Annotated in this window: 16 protein-coding genes and 2 tRNA genes; 12 read left to right on the forward strand and 6 right to left on the reverse strand. The window is 43.8% G+C overall.

The window, feature by feature from the left end; genetic code table 11:
- Nucleotides 1–2 precede the first annotated feature (2 nt).
- The 6 genes from ACUNWA_RS15325 to ACUNWA_RS15350 all read left to right on the forward strand — a co-directional run bounded on the left by ACUNWA_RS15325 (nt 3) and on the right by ACUNWA_RS15350 (nt 5,948).
- Nucleotides 3–76 (forward strand) — tRNA-Asp (locus tag ACUNWA_RS15325).
- A gap of 75 nt (nt 77–151) precedes the next feature.
- Nucleotides 152–225, forward strand: a tRNA-Asp gene (locus tag ACUNWA_RS15330).
- 350 nt (nt 226–575) lie between these two features.
- A complete protein-coding gene (locus ACUNWA_RS15335; RefSeq protein ID WP_445592801.1) occupies nt 576–1,100 on the forward strand; it encodes a class I SAM-dependent methyltransferase in 525 nt (174 codons plus the stop codon).
- A 399-nt stretch (nt 1,101–1,499) separates the two neighbouring features.
- Nucleotides 1,500–3,029: a SulP family inorganic anion transporter gene (locus ACUNWA_RS15340; RefSeq protein ID WP_445592802.1), complete on the forward strand. Its 1,530-nt coding sequence runs from the start codon at nt 1,500–1,502 to the stop codon at nt 3,027–3,029.
- Nucleotides 3,030–3,194: 165 nt separating this feature from the next.
- A complete protein-coding gene (locus ACUNWA_RS15345; protein ID WP_445592803.1) occupies nt 3,195–4,049 on the forward strand; it encodes a pirin family protein in 855 nt (284 codons plus the stop codon).
- A gap of 282 nt (nt 4,050–4,331) precedes the next feature.
- Nucleotides 4,332–5,948: an ABC-F family ATP-binding cassette domain-containing protein gene (locus ACUNWA_RS15350; RefSeq protein ID WP_445592804.1), complete on the forward strand. Its 1,617-nt coding sequence runs from the start codon at nt 4,332–4,334 to the stop codon at nt 5,946–5,948.
- 94 nt (nt 5,949–6,042) lie between these two features.
- Here the strand turns inward: ACUNWA_RS15350 and nspC are convergent, their stop codons facing one another.
- The 6 genes from nspC to ACUNWA_RS15380 form a co-directional block, all read right to left on the reverse strand.
- Entirely contained in the window at nt 6,043–7,185 is a 1,143-nt protein-coding gene (gene nspC / locus ACUNWA_RS15355; RefSeq protein WP_445592805.1) for a carboxynorspermidine decarboxylase, read from the reverse strand.
- A gap of 194 nt (nt 7,186–7,379) precedes the next feature.
- Nucleotides 7,380–7,817, reverse strand: coding sequence for a VanZ family protein (locus ACUNWA_RS15360; protein ID WP_445592806.1), 438 nt, complete (start codon nt 7,815–7,817; stop codon nt 7,380–7,382).
- 76 nt (nt 7,818–7,893) lie between these two features.
- Entirely contained in the window at nt 7,894–9,654 is a 1,761-nt protein-coding gene (locus tag ACUNWA_RS15365; protein WP_445592807.1) for an arylsulfatase, read from the reverse strand.
- Nucleotides 9,655–10,154: 500 nt separating this feature from the next.
- Complete coding sequence (locus tag ACUNWA_RS15370) at nt 10,155–10,946, reverse strand: EFR1 family ferrodoxin (RefSeq protein WP_445592808.1); 792 nt, start codon at nt 10,944–10,946, stop codon at nt 10,155–10,157.
- Nucleotides 10,947–11,183: 237 nt separating this feature from the next.
- A complete protein-coding gene (locus ACUNWA_RS15375) occupies nt 11,184–12,665 on the reverse strand; it encodes an alpha-L-fucosidase (RefSeq protein WP_445592809.1) in 1,482 nt (493 codons plus the stop codon).
- A gap of 206 nt (nt 12,666–12,871) precedes the next feature.
- Nucleotides 12,872–13,717 carry a DUF4349 domain-containing protein gene (locus ACUNWA_RS15380; protein ID WP_445592810.1) on the reverse strand — a complete coding sequence of 282 codons (846 nt, stop codon included), beginning with the start codon at nt 13,715–13,717 and terminating at the stop codon, nt 12,872–12,874.
- 216 nt (nt 13,718–13,933) lie between these two features.
- On the opposite strand from ACUNWA_RS15380, the gene ACUNWA_RS15385 reads away from it, so the two are divergent.
- The 6 genes from ACUNWA_RS15385 to ACUNWA_RS15410 all read left to right on the forward strand — a co-directional run bounded on the left by ACUNWA_RS15385 (nt 13,934) and on the right by ACUNWA_RS15410 (nt 19,330).
- Nucleotides 13,934–15,226, forward strand: a complete 1,293-nt coding sequence (locus ACUNWA_RS15385) for a hypothetical protein (protein WP_445592811.1) — start codon at nt 13,934–13,936, stop codon at nt 15,224–15,226.
- 322 nt (nt 15,227–15,548) lie between these two features.
- Nucleotides 15,549–16,412 carry a lipoyl synthase gene (lipA, locus tag ACUNWA_RS15390; RefSeq protein ID WP_299577850.1) on the forward strand — a complete coding sequence of 288 codons (864 nt, stop codon included), beginning with the start codon at nt 15,549–15,551 and terminating at the stop codon, nt 16,410–16,412.
- Between the two features lie 11 nt (nt 16,413–16,423).
- Nucleotides 16,424–17,074, forward strand: coding sequence for a ferredoxin--NADP reductase (locus ACUNWA_RS15395; RefSeq protein WP_445592812.1), 651 nt, complete (start codon nt 16,424–16,426; stop codon nt 17,072–17,074).
- A gap of 91 nt (nt 17,075–17,165) precedes the next feature.
- Complete coding sequence (locus ACUNWA_RS15400) at nt 17,166–17,831, forward strand: B3/B4 domain-containing protein (RefSeq protein WP_445592813.1); 666 nt, start codon at nt 17,166–17,168, stop codon at nt 17,829–17,831.
- Nucleotide 17,832: 1 nt separating this feature from the next.
- Complete coding sequence (locus ACUNWA_RS15405) at nt 17,833–18,384, forward strand: 1-acyl-sn-glycerol-3-phosphate acyltransferase (protein WP_445592814.1); 552 nt, start codon at nt 17,833–17,835, stop codon at nt 18,382–18,384.
- Between the two features lie 163 nt (nt 18,385–18,547).
- Nucleotides 18,548–19,330 carry an amidohydrolase gene (locus tag ACUNWA_RS15410; RefSeq protein ID WP_445592815.1) on the forward strand — a complete coding sequence of 261 codons (783 nt, stop codon included), beginning with the start codon at nt 18,548–18,550 and terminating at the stop codon, nt 19,328–19,330.
- Nucleotides 19,331–19,335: the final 5 nt, after the last annotated feature.

A 19,335-nucleotide genomic window follows, 5' to 3' on the forward strand; every position in this document is an offset into this window, starting at 1 on the left:
AAGGTGGCGTAGTTCAGTTGGTTAGAATATCGGCCTGTCACGCCGAGGGTCGCGAGTTCGAGTCTCGTCGTCACCGCACAAGCGTTCTTTAAATATTTGAATACTAGTATTCAGTTTGAGTCAGACTTTGTCTGCTCAGATTGAAAAACAAGGTGGCGTAGTTCAGTTGGTTAGAATATCGGCCTGTCACGCCGAGGGTCGCGAGTTCGAGTCTCGTCGTCACCGCACAAAAAAGCTACTCAGTATTAAGTGGCTTTTTTTGTATTTTAGGACATGTATTATGTTTACATGAAAGTTTCTCGTTGATCTGCTTCTTTGATTACTCCAACTGTTTATTGGTGATAAAATGTTGTTAGTTGCTTCTATTCTGAATCATCTACGGCTTGCTTTTTGTGGGGGGGCCAGCTAGGCGAACTACAAGTCAGTTTTCTAGTGTCAATCTAAACAAACTGCAGAAATTAACTATGACTATTTGTCCCATGTGTTTGAATACAGAGTCGTTTACAATAGTTGATGGTCCCGACGAACGGCTATATCACCATTGTAGCACCTGTCACCTTATATTTGCCGGCTCAATGTTTTTACCTGATGAGGAGGAAGAGAAAGAGCGTTACCTGGAGCATAATAACGGTCTGCACCATCCTGGATATGTGAAATTTTTAAATCAGGCCATCCGTCAAGGACGGCCATTTCTTTTACCCGAAATGAAAGGCTTGGACTTTGGGTGCGGACCGGAGCCAACTTTAAGTGTGCTCCTTGAAAAGCAGGGCATTGCTTGTGCGGATTATGATCCAATTTTTTTCCCAGAATTATCGAAAGGACCCTACGATTTTATTTTTGCGACAGAATGTTTTGAGCATTTCTTTCATCCGGCGGAAGAGCTGAAAAAAATAAGTCAACTTCTTTCCCCTGGTGGCTACTTAATCGTTATGACCAGTCTTTGGAAATTGGGCAGAACTTTTCGATCATGGAATTATGCACGGGATATAACTCATGTGGCATTTTATCATGCCGAGACTTTTTGCTATATCTGCAAGCATTATGGATTCAAACAACTTGGGGGAGACCAAAAACGTGTGATAATTCTCCAAAAGCAGTAGGCCTCTATTTCAGTGATGTTCGATCGGTTGTTGCCGCTTTTTTAATAAAAGCACGGTCTTGTTAGTCCTTGTTCTTTCTTAGGTCAGAGATGAACTGACATGAATCAGCGGTTGATTTTGCTATCTTTTTTTAGCGTTACTTCTAAAAATGATTCTCCACATACGCTTGCGAACATCAATTTAATGTCAAGATTTTGGCAAAGGTTGGTCTCCTGCTTGACTAAAAATTTGTACATCTATGTTTAAGGTCTATTTTTGCCGCCCCTAACTAAAAATTGAAAAACCTGTTCCCATACAAATGGTTTGCCATCAATCGGAAAAAATAACCACAAAAAAAAATGTAACCACTTTGCCATTCAACGGTTTGGTAAACAAATGATCCATTTAAAATTAATTTTAATGAGGAAGATTTTTAATTTATTTGATTTAAAGCAGCAAGTTAATTACAAAACGGAGATTCTTTCGGGATTAACAGTGGCTCTGGCGCTGGTGCCTGAAGCAATTGCCTTTGCTATGATTGCCGGTCTGTCGCCGCTGACGGGACTTTATGCCGCATTTATTATGGGGCTGGTGACCTCTATTCTGGGCGGGCGTCCCGGTATGATTTCAGGTGCAACAGGTGCTGTAGCTGTCGTTATTGCAGCATTGGCCATATCCCATGGGCCCGAATATATTTTTGCTACGGTAATCTTAGCCGGACTGCTTCAGGTGTTGGCAGGAGTATTGAAACTAGGAAAACTGATGCGTTTAGTGCCTCATCCGGTTATTTTTGGATTTGTAAACGGCTTGGCTATCATCATTTTTACGGCACAGTTAGCCCAGTTTAAAGATGGCTCGGGCAGTTGGTTAACCGGACAGCCTTTGTATATCTTGTTAGGCTTGGTTTTGCTTACGATGCTGATCATCTGGGGGCTACCGAAAATAACGAAAGCGATCCCTGCTTCACTAACGGCCATTCTGGTTATCTTTGGGCTGGTAAGTTATTTGGGAATCGACACCCGAACTGTTGGTGATATTGCATCCATCAATGGTGGTTTTCCTCCCTTTCATATCCCAACGATCCCTTTAACCATGGAGTCTATTATGCTGATCTTTCCTTATGCTGCTGTCATGGCAGGTGTTGGGTTGATTGAAAGTTTGCTGACCCTGAATATTGTTGATGAAATTACAGAAACCCGGGGACGCGGGAACAAAGAAGCTGTGGCTCAGGGGGCAGCCAATATCTTGTCCGGATTCTTTTCCGGAATGGGTGGATGTGCGATGATCGGGCAAAGTCTGATCAATATTTCTTCAGGAGCCCGCGCTCGTTTGTCGGGCATTGTGGCGGCTGTTATGCTCTTGGTGTTTATCATGTTTGGCTCTGGCTTGATTGAAAGAATGCCGATGGCTGCGCTGACCGGACTGATGATTATGGTCGCGATTGGAACTTTCGAGTGGGCTAGTTTGAAAACATTCAACCGGATGCCTAAGTCTGATCTTTTTGTGATGGTTTTGGTTACCTTAGTTACTGTTTTTCTGCACAACCTGGCGCTGGCAGTTGTTATTGGGGTAATCATTTCAGCTCTGGTCTTTGCGTGGGATAATGCCAAGCGAATTCGTGCCCGAAAACACATTGACGAGCAAGGCATCAAGCATTACGAAATATACGGACCTCTGTTTTTCGGTTCTGTCACTGTTTTTAATGAGAAGTTTGATGTATTGAATGATCCGGATGAAGTGATTATTGATTTTGCTGAAAGTCGGGTGGTAGACATGTCGGGTATTGAAGCGTTGAATAAGTTGACTGAACGTTACCTGAAAGTAGGGAAGAAGCTGCACCTGAAGCACCTGAGTTCCGACTGTAGGCAGTTGCTTCACGATGCCAATCAAATTATTGATGTCAACATCATTGAAGACCCAACCTATAAAGTTGTAGTGGATAAAATTTAGCACGTCAATCGTGTGGAAATTGATCCAACGTTAATGCGAAAGCGGATTTGACAAATAGTCAGGTCCGCTTTCGTGTTTTGTGCCATATTTTAAACATATGCAGTCAGTGCTTGTTGGGTATAAGGAAACGCAAATCGAATGTTTAGCGTGTTGACTGAGTTAAGTATGAAAACTATTAAAAAGATACATAGACCGGTTTATGAGCCTATTCAAGATCTGGTGACTTATCGGGCAATTCCAACGCCTTCGATTGATTATATTGATCCTTTTCTGTTTTTGAATCATCACGGTCCACAAACTTACTCTCCGAATAATTCGGGCTTACCTTTTGGCCCTCATCCACACCGGGGCATGGAAACTGTAACCTTTATTCTGGAAGGAGACATTGCTCATTTTGATAGTAGTGGAGAAGAAAGCGTTATTCAAGCTGGCGGGGTTCAATGGATGACGGCCGGTCGTGGTCTGATCCATGCTGAAGTTTCGTCTTATGAGTTTAAACAAGACGGAGGCCCACTGGAGATTCTGCAGTTGTGGATTAACCTACCGGCACGATCAAAAATGAGCAAGCCGTTCTACAAGGGGGTGCAAAAGGAAGCCATTCCAGCGGTTGACTTGGATGAAGGAAAGGTGCGAGTGAACCTGATTTCCGGTGATTGGAATGGAGTAAAAGGGCCTTTTCACTCTGACATTGGTGTGCAACTCTTAACGATCGATTTTAAGGCTGAGGGGAATTTGAAGCTGGAAATTCCGGAGTCAAATAACATCTTCTTCTACCTTATCCGTGGCGAGCTGACGGTGAATGGTCAGCAGGTCCAGGAAAAAAGCCTTGTCGAGTTCGAGAACAATGGGCAAAAACTGGAGTTGGAGTCCGGCAAGCAAAGTCTGTTGCTTTTTGGTTCTGCTCAACCACTTCAGGAACCGGTTGTTTCGCAAGGGCCATTTGTGATGAATACACGCGAAGAAATCAAGCAGGCGTATGAAGATTATCAGAATGGGAAGTTTGGGAGCTGGATGCATTAAGCGTCAGAGAACATAATCAAGAAAGGATTACCAGGCTTGTTAATGACATTTTAGCGGGGATGAAAGACTCAGGAACTAAGTTTCCAACTAATTCATAGGAAGAATGGAATCTGATCTTTTGCTGCGTTCAGTTCATCTAAAACTCGTATTTTCAATGGTTTTCAGGACAGATTGACTGTCATGACAAGGTTAAATTACTATCAAGTTCCTGCCTCGTATGGTTTTACTGTTGTTTTAAAGTGTACTTTTGCGGGCTCTTAACAGAAAACGAGGATAGTATCAATGATTACAGTATCAAACTTAGGAATTCAATTTGGTAAGCGTGTTTTGTTTCAGGATGTAAATCTGAAATTTACTGCTGGCAATTGTTATGGAATAATCGGAGCTAACGGCGCCGGAAAATCAACCTTTTTAAGAATGCTTTATGGCGGTCTGGACCCAACCTTTGGGCACGTGAGTATCGCCTCAGGCGAGCGGCTTTCAGTATTAAAACAGGATCACCAGGAATTTGATGAGGTATCTGTTTTGGACACCGTAATGATGGGCCATGAGAAGCTTTGGCGTGTGAAAGAGGAGAAAGATAAGCTTTACATGAAGGAAGATTTTTCGGAAGCAGATGGGATGAAAGCTTCTGAGTTGGAAGACCAATTTGCTGAAATGGATGGCTGGAATGCTGAAAGCGATGCTGCCAGTTTGCTAAGTGGACTGGGCATTGATGAGTCGCTGCATTACAAGTTGATGAAGGATTTGAGCGGAAAAGAAAAAGTTAAAGTATTGCTGGCGCAGGCTTTGTTTGGTAAACCCGATAATCTGTTACTGGATGAGCCTACCAATGACCTGGACTTGGAAACCGTGTCTTGGTTAGAAAATTACCTGTCAAATATTGATCAAACGGTGTTGGTGGTTTCCCACGACCGTCACTTTTTGGATGCTATTTGTACACATACCGTCGATATTGACTTTGGAAAAGTGCAATTGTTTGCCGGTAACTATAGTTTCTGGTACGAATCGAGCCAGCTGGCCTTGAGACAGCAGGCAGCCCAGAACAAAAAGGCAGAAGAAAAGAAGAAAGAGTTGCAAGAGTTTATCGCCCGCTTCTCGGCCAACGTGGCTAAGTCGAAACAAACGACCAGCCGTAAGAAGATGTTGGAAAAGCTGAATGTGGATGAGATTAAACCATCGACCCGTAAATACCCCGGCATTATTTTTACCCCTGAGCGCGAACCGGGAAATACGATTTTGGAAGTGCGCAACCTGAGCAAAACATCGGGAGGTGACTTGCTTTTTAAAGATGTGAATTTTGTGGTGGAGAAGGACGAGAAGATTGTTTTCTTATCGCGCGATCCTCGGGCAATGACCGCGATTTTTGAAATTTTGAATGGTTCGGACAAACCAGATACAGGTGAAATTGACTGGGGTGTAACTATCACCAAAGCTTATTTGCCATTGGACAATTCGCAATTCTTCGAGAAGGATTTGTCGTTGGTTGACTGGTTGGGACAATATAGCTCGGACACTAGTGAGCAGTATTTGCGTGGCTACCTGGGCAAAATGTTGTTCTCAGGCGAAGAGATCTTCAAGAACACCAAAGTGCTGTCGGGAGGCGAGAAGATGCGTTGTATGATTGCCCGCATGATGTTGGCTAATGCCAACCTGATGATGTTGGATACGCCAACCAACCACCTTGACCTGGAATCGATTCAGGCATTTAACAACCGTCTGACTCAGTTTAAAGGCAATATCCTGATGTCGTCGCATGACCACGAGTTTATCCATACAGTGTGTAACCGGATCATTGAGCTGACTCCAAACGGAATCATCGATAAGCAAATGGAATACGATGATTACATCACTAGCGATGAAATCAAAGAAAGAAGAGCTGAAATGTATAAGAAATAAATACTTCGGGATCATAAAAAAAGCCTCGCATTTGCGAGGCTTTTTTTATGCTTATCAGTCAAGTAAGGCAAGCCTGAACCAATCTGTTTTAGACTTAACTCAGCTTATTTTTGTAGTCTTCATAGTCGAAGCGACGCACTATCTCAAATTCACCATCCGAATGAATGATGCCGATGGCTGGGTGTTGCACGCCATTGAAAAGGGTGGTTTTCACCATCGTGTAGTGAATCATATCTTCGAATAAGATGGAATCGCCTGTCTGTAACTCCTGGTCAAAAGACCAATAGCCCATGTAATCGCCGCTCAAGCAGCTGTTGCCACCCATCCGGTAGGTGGGTTTTCCGCTGACCGGCCCAAAGCTGGCGTGGCGAATTCGCGGTTGGTAAGGCATCTCCAGGCAGTCGGGCATGTGTGCGGCAAACGAAACATTAAGCATGGCCGTTTGTATCCCCTTATTTTCAACTATATCGAGCACCGAAGCTTTCAGAAATCCGGTTTCCCAGGCAAAGGCGCTGCCCGGCTCCAGAATGACATGCAAATGCGGGTAGCGGCTTTTGAATCTTTTTAGCAGTTCTATCAGATAGTTGATGTCATAGTCCTTGCGGGTCATCAGGTGTCCGCCGCCCATGTTTAGCCATTTGATTTGCTTCAAGTGCTTGTCAAACTTTTCTTCCACGGCAGCCAGTGTTTTCTCCAGATCGTAAGGACCCGATTCGCACAACGTATGAAAGTGCAGTCCTTCCAGTCCTTCCGGCAATTCATAAGGTAGTTGCTCAGCAATGACTCCTAAACGGGAACCTGGAGCACAGGGGTTATACAATTCTGTTTCGACTTCTGAAAATTCGGGATTGATACGCAAGCCTGCTGAGATCTTATGCCTGGCCTTTGCCAGCTGAGATTGAAAGCGTTTCAACTGGCTCAAAGAATTAAAGGTGATGTGGCTGGAGCAGCTCATCAATTCGGTAAACTCAGCAGGATCGTAAACTGGCGCATAGGTATGTGCCAGGCTGTTCATTTGCTCATGACATAGCCGGGCTTCGTTTAGCGAGCTGGCTGTAGCTCCACTAATGTATTCTTTCACCACAGGGAAGGCGCTCCACATGGCAAAGCCTTTAAAAGCGAGGATAATTTCAACCTCAGCAGCGTCAGCAACTGAGCGAATTAGCTGTAGGTTTTGACGAAGCAATTGCTCATCTAAAACAAAGCAAGGTGATGGTATATTTTTAAAATCAGTCATGTCAAACAATCAATGGTTATCGGTTGTAAAATAAGTAATTTTTTAGGCGATTCTGCAAGGCTTTTTACCGCATAACTTCTAAAAAAGAAGTTGGGTAAAGCGGTTTCAGAAATATCCAGCCTGAAGAAAAGCAGACCGACTTTGGGGTGCATTAATTGAAACTCGGTGCCAGCGGAGTCTCGTGTCGTTTCATTTCAGAATAGATATAAAACCGTATTTTTGCTGATGGCCTTCTGCATCAGCAGAAATACAAGGATTCCAATTGCTCCGCCAACAATTGTCCCGTAAATATCTTTCCAGTCGAAAACGCCTCTGGGGAGTATTGGTTGAACAATTTCATAAAGAATATAACCCAGAATAAAAAAGGTAATTAATCTTAGTCCTTTCTTCTTGGTAGGATTAAAGATGGCTAGCCCAAAAAATATTTGAACGATTATTCCTCCCAAGTTCCCGATGGAATCTGCAATCCCAAAGTCATTGATGTTATTTCCATAAATATACGGTCGATAAATTTCACGGCCAATTTCAGTAATTCCAAAAGCGAGTAAAAATGTGATAAAATATACAAGACGGAAGGTATCTATCATTTTTATCTTTTCTTTGTCGATGAAAAAATTATCCTTTGATTTCATGACTCAATTTTCAAGCATCCCATGTGATGCATTGTAACGGTTAAACCCTGTTATACGGTGAATGGAGAAGCATGTTCTAATCAATCTTTTTCATTTCAACCCAAAAAGGAAATATGTTTTTCGAATCAATGGAGTAGAAAGGTATCAGATCGCAATCCATTTCCGGAAGGTAGACGTTTTTCATCTCGATGATATCTGTGCCCTCTTTTTCATTGAGCATTTGTTTTACTATCGTGTTTGCTGCCAGGTACATCCTGCCATTGGCTTTAACCGGCTTAATGAATTTAAATTTTATATCATAATATCCTTGCCTGATGCTAACTTCCCATTTGCCATATAGTTCTTCCTGAGCCCAAATGCCGCGCTCCCCCGCCGCATCATTTCTATTCAGAATAACTGGGTTTTCGTATGCACTTCCGATAATAATTCGCGGCTGGTTCAAAAGGTTTTCAGAACGTATTAATTCATGATACGTTTCGTCGAGTTCTTCTTTGAGTTGCTCTGCAATACCTTCATGTTCTAGGATAATGTTATTTTGCTCATAGGGATCTTTTTCAAGGTTAAACAGTTCGAAATCCTTAACCGGGGCATTATAATCTGTCTTTCCAACCAGTTTATAGGCTCCTTTTCTTAACGCCATGTTATAGTAGAGTTCGGGATAACGTCTTGTCCAATAAAAGAATAAAGGTCTGTCAGCCCAGCCGAACTCGTCACCCATGATAAGTGGGAGCAGGCTTTTACCATCAATTATTCTTTCTTTAGGCAATTCCACGTGGCATAACTGCGCCAGGGTTGGCAGGATATCAATATGAGCGGCCATGGTTTCAATCTCCTTATCCTTTTCAAACAACGACGGATAACGAATATAAAATGGCACCCGGACGCCTCCTTGATACACATCACCTTTGCGACCTCGCATGCCAGCTACATACCTCCGTTGCTGCGGCCCATTGTCGGTCATAAAAATAATGAGGGTGTTGTCTGCAATATTTAGGTCATCCAGTTTTTGAAGGAGTTTTCCAATATTATCATCGATGTTGGTGACCATCGCATACACTTTTCGGGCATCTTCCTTGTCTTGCTCGCTCATTGCTGTAAAGGGCTGCTTGTCTTTCACGAAACCAGTTGACGGGTCAATGTCTTTATATTGTTGGTAATATGCTTCAGGGACTTGTAACGGCGTGTGTGGCGCGTTAAAAGAGAGGTAGCAGAAGAAAGGCGATTCTTTGTTTTGTTCAATGAAGTTGATGGCTTGTTTTGTGAAAATATCGGAACAATAACCTTTGTAAGCTTCTTGTTTATTGTTGTGCCAAAGTACCGGATCGAAATAACTTCTATCGCCTTCGAAATAGGTGGTAATATCGCCAACTTGTCCCATCCCTCCCGAAAGATGAATCAATGATTCATCAAAACCTTGATCTCTTGGGCGGCTGGGGTAGTTATCACCCAAATGCCATTTGCCAAATATTCCGGTTGTGTAATTGGCTTGTTTGAGCATTTCTGCAATGGTCAACTCCGTTGAAGCCATGATTGCTCCGCCATTATAGGTATCTCTTATGCCTGTTCGCAATGAATAGCGCCCGGTCATCAAGCTTGAACGGGTTGGCGCACATACCGGGGACACATAAAAGTTGTTGAAGCGAACACTTTCATTGGCCAACTGATCAATTGCGGGTGTTTTTACATGTGGATTACCGGTTATGCCAAGGTCGCCATAACCCTGATCATCGGTTATGATTAAGATAACATTGGGCTGTGGTTTTTCCTGAGCCATACTTACTGCAGAAAGTACTGGTATGCAGGAGGCAGCTGTTAAAAGGATATTCTTAATTTCCATCGTTTGATTTTGTTAAGGTAGCTTGTTTTTTGAATATTTTTGAAAATGTCTAACAGAGGATTTCATACCCTTGTGGGAATAAAGCTTAGCTGCTGACAAAATGCTTTTGTTGGCTTTGAAGATGTTAAGTTGTTGGGCGTTTCGTTCTGGCACTGGGCTCGTTATTTCCTCTCTTTACTAAGATAAGGAATTTTACAGTACCAGAATTGGTCAGTGTTAATTTTAAATTGCTGGCTATTAGGGAAATCTTCGAGGCCTGCTATCTTGAGGAAATTCGATTAATGCGAATTTGTCATTCGTGTTTTGTTGAAATGCTTGCCGGAAGTCATCGATTAGCAATAGTCGCCAGTGACGGCAAATGAATTGGGAGGATTGGGTGGAGTACTCTTGATAGGATTCGATTAAAACCTGGCGACCGAGTTAAAATGCTGTGTACCGCTTAAACAGTTATTTGTAAGCGGCACACACTATTCTCGAAATAAGAAACTTCGTATTTGTGCTTATAAAAAGAACAATTCTGGTTTTTTTCGTACCGAGCTGCAATTTTGAATCAATCGCTCAGAAAACTCGATAAAGATCTTGTGACTGAATGACTTTGCATTTTCGGGGCACTTTTTCACACAGCTGTTACAGCGGATACATTTTTTAGCATGAACCGTTCTGTTGTCTGTTTTCTCAATGGCATCCATGGGACAAGTTTCAGCACAAATACCACAGTCCGTACATTTTTCATTCGTTTCAGGAGTCATGAGGGGCATTGGTTTCCGTTCTTTATAAGGAAAGTTTCCCTTCACAATTAACTGATGATCCTTCAAGGAGTCAAGCCTACTTAATGTAGCTTTTATTTCTTGTCCAAATTGAAAGGCCGCGCTCAGGTCTTCAGCATCAGGCCGGTTGGTAGCCACTTTTGCGGTATAGGAATGTTCGCCAATAAAAGCTCCTGCAGCAATCCCTGTAAACCCTCGTTTTTCAAAGAGATCTTTTAGCTCTAACAGTGCATCATCGTAGTCACGGTTACCATAAACAACGGTGAAAATTACGGGGGTATTATGCCCTTCAAATGTCGAAAAAAGCTCCTCCAGAAATTCTGGAATACGGCCCGCATAAACCGGCACAGCTAACAAGAGCAAGTCATCGCTGTTAAAGCTGAGTTTACGGTGTTGGTTGCGATCTTTTTGAGCGGTTAAGTTGTAAGTAAGTGCGGGAATGTCCAGACCTGAAGTGATTTGCCCTGCTACTTTAGCCGTTGTTTCGGTTGGGCTAAAGAAGAGGGTATGAATTTGGGTTATCATTGTACAATTGATTTTTTGCCAAAGTTAACCATTTTTCTTGCTTATGTCGGTATAAGGATAGTTTCCCTTGAAGTGATCCATTATGAACTGACAGGATTGACCAGGCCGGATTGTTAACTAAAAAATGACCGAAGATCTTTTCTATGGTCATTTCTCTATTTAGCTTTTGAGATCAGATCTCTTTCAGTTCATCTCAGTATAACTGTTTATTTTCAAAGGGATTCTTTAGTTATGCTGTTATTCAATCCTGTCAATTTTCAATACCCAGGCTTCGCTGTGTGTTTGTTTCTTTCTAATCGATTCCGGAATTTCAACTACAAAACCTTTACCCACCTTTTCCCATTCAAGTTTTTCTTTATTGCCCAGTAAGCTGATTGAAGCCTGTTTGGCTGGAGCAATGGTGGACATCCAGATTTTTGAAGGAAGTGATGCTTCATCCTGGTCGGCCAGATAAATGGCATATACGGCTTTGGTGTGCCGGTTTTGGGTCAGCGCTACCTTGCCCTCCTTGTAAGGAGCAATGGCGCGCGAACTATAAATAGCCTCTCCGTTAATGGCCATCCATTGGCCAATTTGTTCCAGCAAATTATAAGCTTCAGGATCAAATTCTCCTTCCGGGTTTGGAGCAATATTTAGCAAGAGGTTTCCGCCTTTTGAGACAATATCTACCATGGTGTGGATTACCTGATTGATGGATTTGTATTCCCGGCTTTCGCGCCACGACCAACCATCTGCTGAGGCTGTCAGGCAAGTTTCCCAAGGAACCAGTAAAGCTTCTTCAGGAACTTTGTTCTCTGGAGTAATGTAATTCTGGTAAGGTCCTTCTACTGCGCGGTCAACAACAATCAACCCTGGTTGTTGTTGCCGTGCTTTGGCTGCAATTTCTCCCATTCTAAGGTCCTGACTTTGCAGGTTGAACTGCTTAAATCCTTTCATTGAGCGGTAAGCCCACAATTGCTGTTCGGTATAAGGTTGCACCCAGCCACCATCAAGCCAAAGGATGTCGATTTGCCCATAATTAGTCATCAACTCGTCAATCTGGTTGTGGGTGTATTGAACAAAGTTTTCCCAGCGTTCCGGATAGCGGTCAATACTATAGTTTGGGTTGCGGTCTGCTGTGGTATTCTCCGGCCACCAAAAATAAGGCGAATTCCAGTCAGGTTTTGAAAAATAGGCACCAATCATAAATCCTTCGGCTCCAAATTCTTTGAAAATTTCTTGAGTTACATCGGCTTTTGGGTTGGTGTGAAAAGGTGTTTTTGGATCTGTGATTTTATAATCCGAATATTGGGTGTCATACATAGCAAAGCCGTCATGGTGCTTGGTTGTGAAAACAACATACTTCATTCCGGCTTGTTTGGCTTTTTGTGCCCATCGCTGGGGGTTAAATTTTACCGGGTTGAAGGTCGTTTGAAGATTGTGATAGTCCTTTTTGTATTCTTCGTAATTGTCGTTGTTGCGAAAGCGTTTGATCCATTCTTCATCCTCGCCACAAATAGACCAGGACTCGATGATGCCCCACTGGCTGTATGTGCCCCAGTGCATCATCAGCCCAAACTTCAGATCCTGCCATTCTTCCAGTTTTTGAAGTACCAGCGGATCAGTTTCAGGGATGTATATTTGTTTTTCTTCCTGGGCAAAAGTAGTGGTTGTAAGTAAAATCAAAGCCATCAATGGGAGCTGCTGACAGGATTTTAAAAGACTTCTGAATATCGACATAATAAAAATAGTTAGATGAATTGATTAATAGTGGTGCCAAGGTATTAAATGACGATCATTTTGCTATGCCGTACTGTCCTGAATTATAAAATTTGAGTATTCAACTATTAATCAATAAGAGCTGGACGCTGCCTGGAATTATCGTTGGCAATGCTCCCGGCTGCGATCATCTTTGAGAGACCTCAGCCGGAAGCAAATGCCGTAGCTTACTTTTTCTTCCGGTTCTTTCGGAATTTTTCCCAGAAATGACGAAGAATAAACACGATGATCCAGAAAGGCCATAGCTTTATCATGAACAAGGTGAAATCGACAAAGGCAAACCAGCCTTTTGATAGGGACTGCTTGAGTCGTTCGAAAAACTGATCGCGGGTTGCCGGCTTATATTTGTAGGCTCTTTCTTTTGTAAGGGTCAACTCGAGTGTGCTATAATCCACTTGGTCGTTTAAGTATTTAAGCTGGCCGGTTGTACTTTCAATTTCCTCTTCCAGACCACGTATCTTTTCTTCAATTTCCAAAATCTCTTTGACACTCTGTGCTTGCTTCAATAAGTCCTGGTAACGACTCAGGTAATTTTGTTTGTTTTCCAGGCGCGTTTCCAGATCAATAAACTGAGCCGTTACATCCCGTGCGTCAATGGCTTTGTATTGAACTTCGCCATTGCCTTGCTCAAGCGCAGCAATAAAGGGCTCAAAATGCGCACTCGGAATCCGGATGGTCAGATTATAGGACGATTCCCACTCTGAATTATTAAAGCGCTCATTGGCATAGTAGCCGCCAAATGCTTTTATCGTAGTGTCAGTGCGTGTTTTTGCCGCTTCCAAATCGTCAACCTTCAGGCCCAAGCGACCGTCCTTAATAATTCGCTTTTTAACGACTTCCTGCGTAGCCTGGTCAGAAAGGGGAGTAGCAGGTGAACTGTTCAATTCTTGTTTGGTTACAGGCATGATGGCTTGTTCGGCTTCCGAAAGGTCATACATGCCCTGATCATGTTGCTGAAGATTGCAGGAGATCATAAAAAGAACCAGGAGGGTGAATGACATAAAGGTTTTCATTTTGGTCTTGGTTTTATGTTTATTGTTCGTTTTTCGGTGCTTGTTACTTTTGCTTACTAAGGTAACGAATTGTTCAATATATAATTTGATACAGGTCAATTTTCGTTCTTTTCAGGAGAAACATGGTTGATTTAAGGCATGAACGGAGTAGAATTAGCTTGTTCCTTTGTAGGTAAAATTCTATTTTAGCTAGCTAAAACTTGAAAATCAAGGTTCATGAGGCTGCGTTCCCTGCTGTTGCTTTTTTCGGTTGTTTGCTTTACGTTATCTGCGCTTAGTCAATCTGCAGACGATTTTAACGAGGTACTGGACATTCCTCTTTTCTATTCGGAGATGAATCCCGAGAGTCCGGTGGGGATTTTTTCCCTGGATTTACCGATATATTTTCCTTCAAAAACAACCTTAAAGCATCAGCTGTCGGCGGCTTTTACCATGGCCAATAGCTGGCATCCGAAAGCAAGGTTTATGTATCCCAAAAATTTGACACCAAGACATCAGCGAGATTTGGAAGAGATTTATATGTCTCAGCGGCCAGAGTATTTCGAGCTTATGGGTATTGAAACCGATGATAAGTTGTTTCAATCGGATGGGGTCTTAAATCATCTTAAACTAACTTACCTGACCACTTGGACCAGCAAGCACAGCCTGGTTGTTAACTTCAACATTCATCAGCTAACCGGAGGGCGGTCGCCCATTAACTTTTTCGTTAGCGATGGTTTTATTGAAGAATTTCATTCCAATGTGGCCATCGAAGATAACTATGGAAGGCGCTTATACCCTTTTAACCGGGCTTCCATTCAGTTTGATGATGAAACCGGAAAGTCGTTTCGAATAGATAAGGGCGATGTATTTACCAGTGTGGCAGATGCCCACTATTACCGGCAACTGTTCAGCCGTGCAAACGAGCATTGGCACTTTGATTCGCAGCTTGGCGCTCATGTATCGATCCCTTTAAACGAGTTTCATCCCTACCTGATTCCGGGGCTTTCGGCTGCTGTTCGCATGGATCTTCGGCTGGGGCTGAAAAGCTCGCTGAGCTATGCCGTGCAAGGGGGCTTAACGGACCAGACTTCATTTAAAATGGGAGAGGGAATCCGGGCTATTGATAACCAGTATCGCAAGCACTGGCATAATTATCTGGCTTTAAATCTGATGTCGAAAAAGAAAAACACCCTGGTCATTGGTTTGCTGGTAAATTACCAGGATGCGCTGATGAAGGGAGGCTCTTATTCCTGGGACCAGATGGATTATGAGGAAATTGGGATAGATGTGCTGAAGGAGGGCGATGTTTGGGAGGGAGAGCCCATCGAACAGGAATTTTACCTGTCGAAAACCACGCCGGCAGCACTTTACTATTACTCGCTGAAAACTTATTTTATGCTCGGCTTTCATAAGAATGGCAATGCCTTTACGGTCTATTGCGGCGAAGACCTGTTTTCGGTGAATAATGCGCCTGATATTCAATTCAGCTTTCAATACCGCTTTTCTCCTTTTAAAAAGAAGGATTGAGGGGAGGTTCCAAGTTCCAGGTTTCAAGTTCCAAAAGTGGCCAGAGCATAGGACGCAATGAAATGACGACTAATGACCACCAATGACGATTCTTGACCTTTTAGCCTGTGATAATGTCCAAGTTGTTTGTCAAGTTGCTGTACCGGAAGTTTCAAGTTCCAAAAGCGGCAGAGCATACGATACAATTAAATGACAACGAATGACCACCAATGACAACGAATGACCATTAACTCCCTTCTGCCTTTCTCCTGCAATCATCCCAACTTCTTTTTTTGAACAAGCCCGCACTTTCCATGTTAATTAGGTTTAAACTTATTTTGAGATGGCAGATATTAAGGATCGGAGGGAACGTTTACCTCGCTGGATGAAGTCGCCGCTTCCCAGTGGTGAGAACTACTCAAAAGTAAAGCGATTAATTGCAGAGCATAAATTAAACACCATATGTACCAGCGGAAATTGCCCGAACAAAGGGGAATGCTGGAATGCCGGAACCGCCAGTTTTATGATTTTAGGGGACAAGTGTACCCGGAACTGCCGGTTTTGCTATGTGAAAAACCTGATTCCTGATCCGGTGGATTGGGAGGAACCTCAACGCCTGGCAGAAACCATTAAAACCCTGGGCTTAAAACATTGTGTGATTACTTCGGTTGACCGGGATGACTTGCCCGATGGGGGCGCTAAATTCTGGGCAACAACCATTTCGGCCATAAAACAAACAAGCCCGGGAACCACAATTGAAACGTTGATACCGGATTTTCATGCGAAGAAAGAGCTGGTACAACAAGTGATTGACGCCGGCCCCGAAGTGATTTCGCACAACCTGGAAACCGTAAAACGACTCACCCCGAAAATCAGGAGTACCGCCCGTTATGATCGGAGCCTGAAGGTGATTGCTTACATTGCGGAGGCTGGTTTGGTGGCTAAGTCGGGCATTATGCTGGGTCTGGGCGAAACACCGGACGAAGTGCTGGAAGCCATGGATGATTTGAAAGCGGCCGGATGCAAGGTGCTGACCTTGGGCCAATACCTTCAGCCAGCGCCCAACCTGATGAAAGTGGTGGAGTACATCACCCCCGAACAATTTGAAACCTATAGAAAAGAAGCTTATAAACGAGGTTTTCGTTATGTGGAGAGCAGTCCGCTGGTTCGCTCTTCCTATCACGCAGAAAGGCACGTCAATGCCTGAAAAATTAGTTTATGGAAAAAAATCTACACCAGGTCCGGGAGATCGAACAGCTGACTCCGGAGACCTTTCTCATCCATTTGGATCGACAGAATTTTGAGTTTAAACCCGGACAATACGTCATTTTGCGTAATCCGGAGACCGGTGAAGGCCGGGAGTATTCAATCTACAGCTCCACCAGGGAAGACCGACTTTCCTTCCTGGTTCGGGAGATTAAAGACGGCGATTTTTCCCGTTTTCTGAAACACCTGAAACCGGGTAGTTCCTTGATGGTAGAAGGCCCTCGTGGTTTTTTTATCCTCGACGAGCAATCGCTCAATGGCCATCCGCTCCTGTTTATTGCCACCGGAACAGGGATCAGTCCGTTTCATTCGTTTGTTAACAGCTACGACAAGCTGAACTACGAGGTGTTGCACGGTGTTCATTTTGCCGATGAAGCTTATGGCCGGAGCGCTTTTGCCGAAGATCGGTTTTGCTTGTGTACTTCGCGCGAGGATAAGGGCGATTACTTTGGGCGGGTAAGCTATTACCTGAAAGAAAAACCGGTTGATAAAGAGCTGATTTGCTATCTCTGCGGAAATTCGGATATGATTGAAGAAGTGACCAATATGCTGGAAACACACGGTATTTCGCCCGAAAATATTCGCACCGAAGTCTTCTTCTGATAAGATTGTTGGGTTACTTTAAGCCATTTTCATTCGCTTGCTGGCAGCTATTTTCTATTTTTGTTAGCGTGAAATCCTTTAGCAAGTATTCATGATAAACATTTCAATAGATGATTCGCTGAGGCAAGTTTGTCCGGCTATTCAGCTGGCTTGCATTTACAGCGAGGTGACTGTGCATGCGCAAAACCAGGCCCTGTGGCAGCTAATTGACCAGACCTGTGATGAGCTGGCTGCGCAAATGAAAACCGAAGAAATCCGGCATTTGCCGGCTATTGCAGCAGCGCGTCAGGCGTACAAAGCCTGTGGAAAAGATCCGGCGCGTTACCGTTTGTCGGCCGAAGCCTTGTTGCGCCGGGTGCTTAGTGGCAAAGGACTGTACCGGATCAACAATGTGGTTGATTTGCTGAATCTGGTGTCTATCCGCACCGGTTTTTCCATTGGTGGTTACGATGCCGATCGGATTAGCGGAGCCATTCGGATGGGAATTGGGCAGGCCGGGGAACCCTACGAAGGACTGGGAAGAGGCGTGTTGAATATTGAAGGAATGCCTGTTTTTCGTGATGATATCGGGGCTTTTGGAAGCTCGACCTCCGATTCGGAACGCTCCGGAGTGACTGAGCAAACCAAACGATTTTTGATGGTGTTGGTTGCCTATAAGAAAAATGAACAGTTGCAAGAGGCCACTGAAATGGCCAAAAGTCTTTTAGCAGATTTTGCCGAAGGAAAAGCAATTGAAAATAGCTTAATCCAGTTGTAAGATGAAATCCATTTGCAAGTTTTTGATGAAATTGTGGGGCTGGAAAGCCATGAATGGGGTGATGCCTCACAAAAAAGCCATCATTATTGGTGTGCCTCATACCAGTGCCTGGGATTTTGTGATATCGTATTTGTTTTATACCTCGGTTGGAGGCGTGGCACATGTGATGGTCAAAAAAGAGTTCTTCTTCTGGCCTGCTGGTTATTTACTCCGGAAGATGGGGGCTTTGCCAATCGATCGATCCAAAGGAGCTACCGTGGTTAAGCAGGTGATTAATGAAATGAACAGCCGCGAAGTGATGCACCTGGCGCTTACGCCCGAAGGCACCCGCGAGCTGAACAAGCGTTGGAAAGCCGGTTTTCATACCATCGCACGGGCAACTGGCGCAACGGTGTATTTGGGCTTTTTCGATTTTGGCCGAAAAGAGGTGGGGTGGATTGAAACACTGCCGCTGACCGATGACGCCCAAGCCGACATCCAGCGTATGAAGGCGTATTATCGGCAACGAGGAGTCGAAGGGAAATTCCCGGAGCTGTTTACGGCTGAAGAGTAGGAGGCAGTTGACGGTTGTTAGTTTGGCTATGCCTGAATCGTGTTGAGGCAAATCGGTGATTTAAACTGTCGTTACCGTAAGTATGTAATACCCGATTGTAAATTGGCGCTGACTGATTAACTTTACCCACTCGTCAGTGCAAAATGGATTAAAAAGCATGGAAATGGCTGAAGACGATTTGAATATTACCTTAGTACAATGCGATTTGGCTTGGGAGCGGCCGGTTGAAAATAGAAAACATCTGGCTCATTTGTTGGATGATTTACCGGAGGAGACTGATTTGGTGGTACTGCCCGAAATGTTTGCCACCGGGTTTAGTATGCAGGTTGAACAATGGGCTGAACCGATGGACGGAGAAACCATTGCGTGGATGAAGAAGCTGGCCAACATCAAGCAGGCAACGATATCCGGAAGTTTGATGATTCGGGAGAACGATTCGTTTTATAACCGATTTATTTTTGCCCATCCTGATGGCAAGCTAGAACACTATGACAAGCGGCATCTTTTCTCGATGGGCGAGGAGCATGTTCATTTTACGCCGGGACAGCATCGAGAAATTATTCAAATTAAGTCGTTCCGAATACTTCCACAAGTATGCTATGATCTTCGTTTTCCGGTGTTTAGCCGGAATCGGCAAGATTACGATTTGCTAATCAATACGGCCAACTGGCCAGCTCCACGGCGCGAGGTTTGGCAGACGCTTTTGAAAGCCCGTGCCATTGAAAATCAGGCTTATGTGGCCGGTGTGAACCGAATTGGTCGCGATGTGAAGGGGATTAATTACAAGGGCGATACTTGTTTGGTGGATGCCAAAGGCAAACCAATGCTTGTTGCAGACGACAATCAGGAGCAATTGCTTCATGCTAAACTGTCCAGAAACTCGTTGGAGCGCTTTCGAAAAAACTTTCCGGTGTTGCCCGATGCCGATGATTTTCAATTGTTGTAGTTATG

This window comes from Sunxiuqinia sp. sy24 (assembly GCF_052677165.1).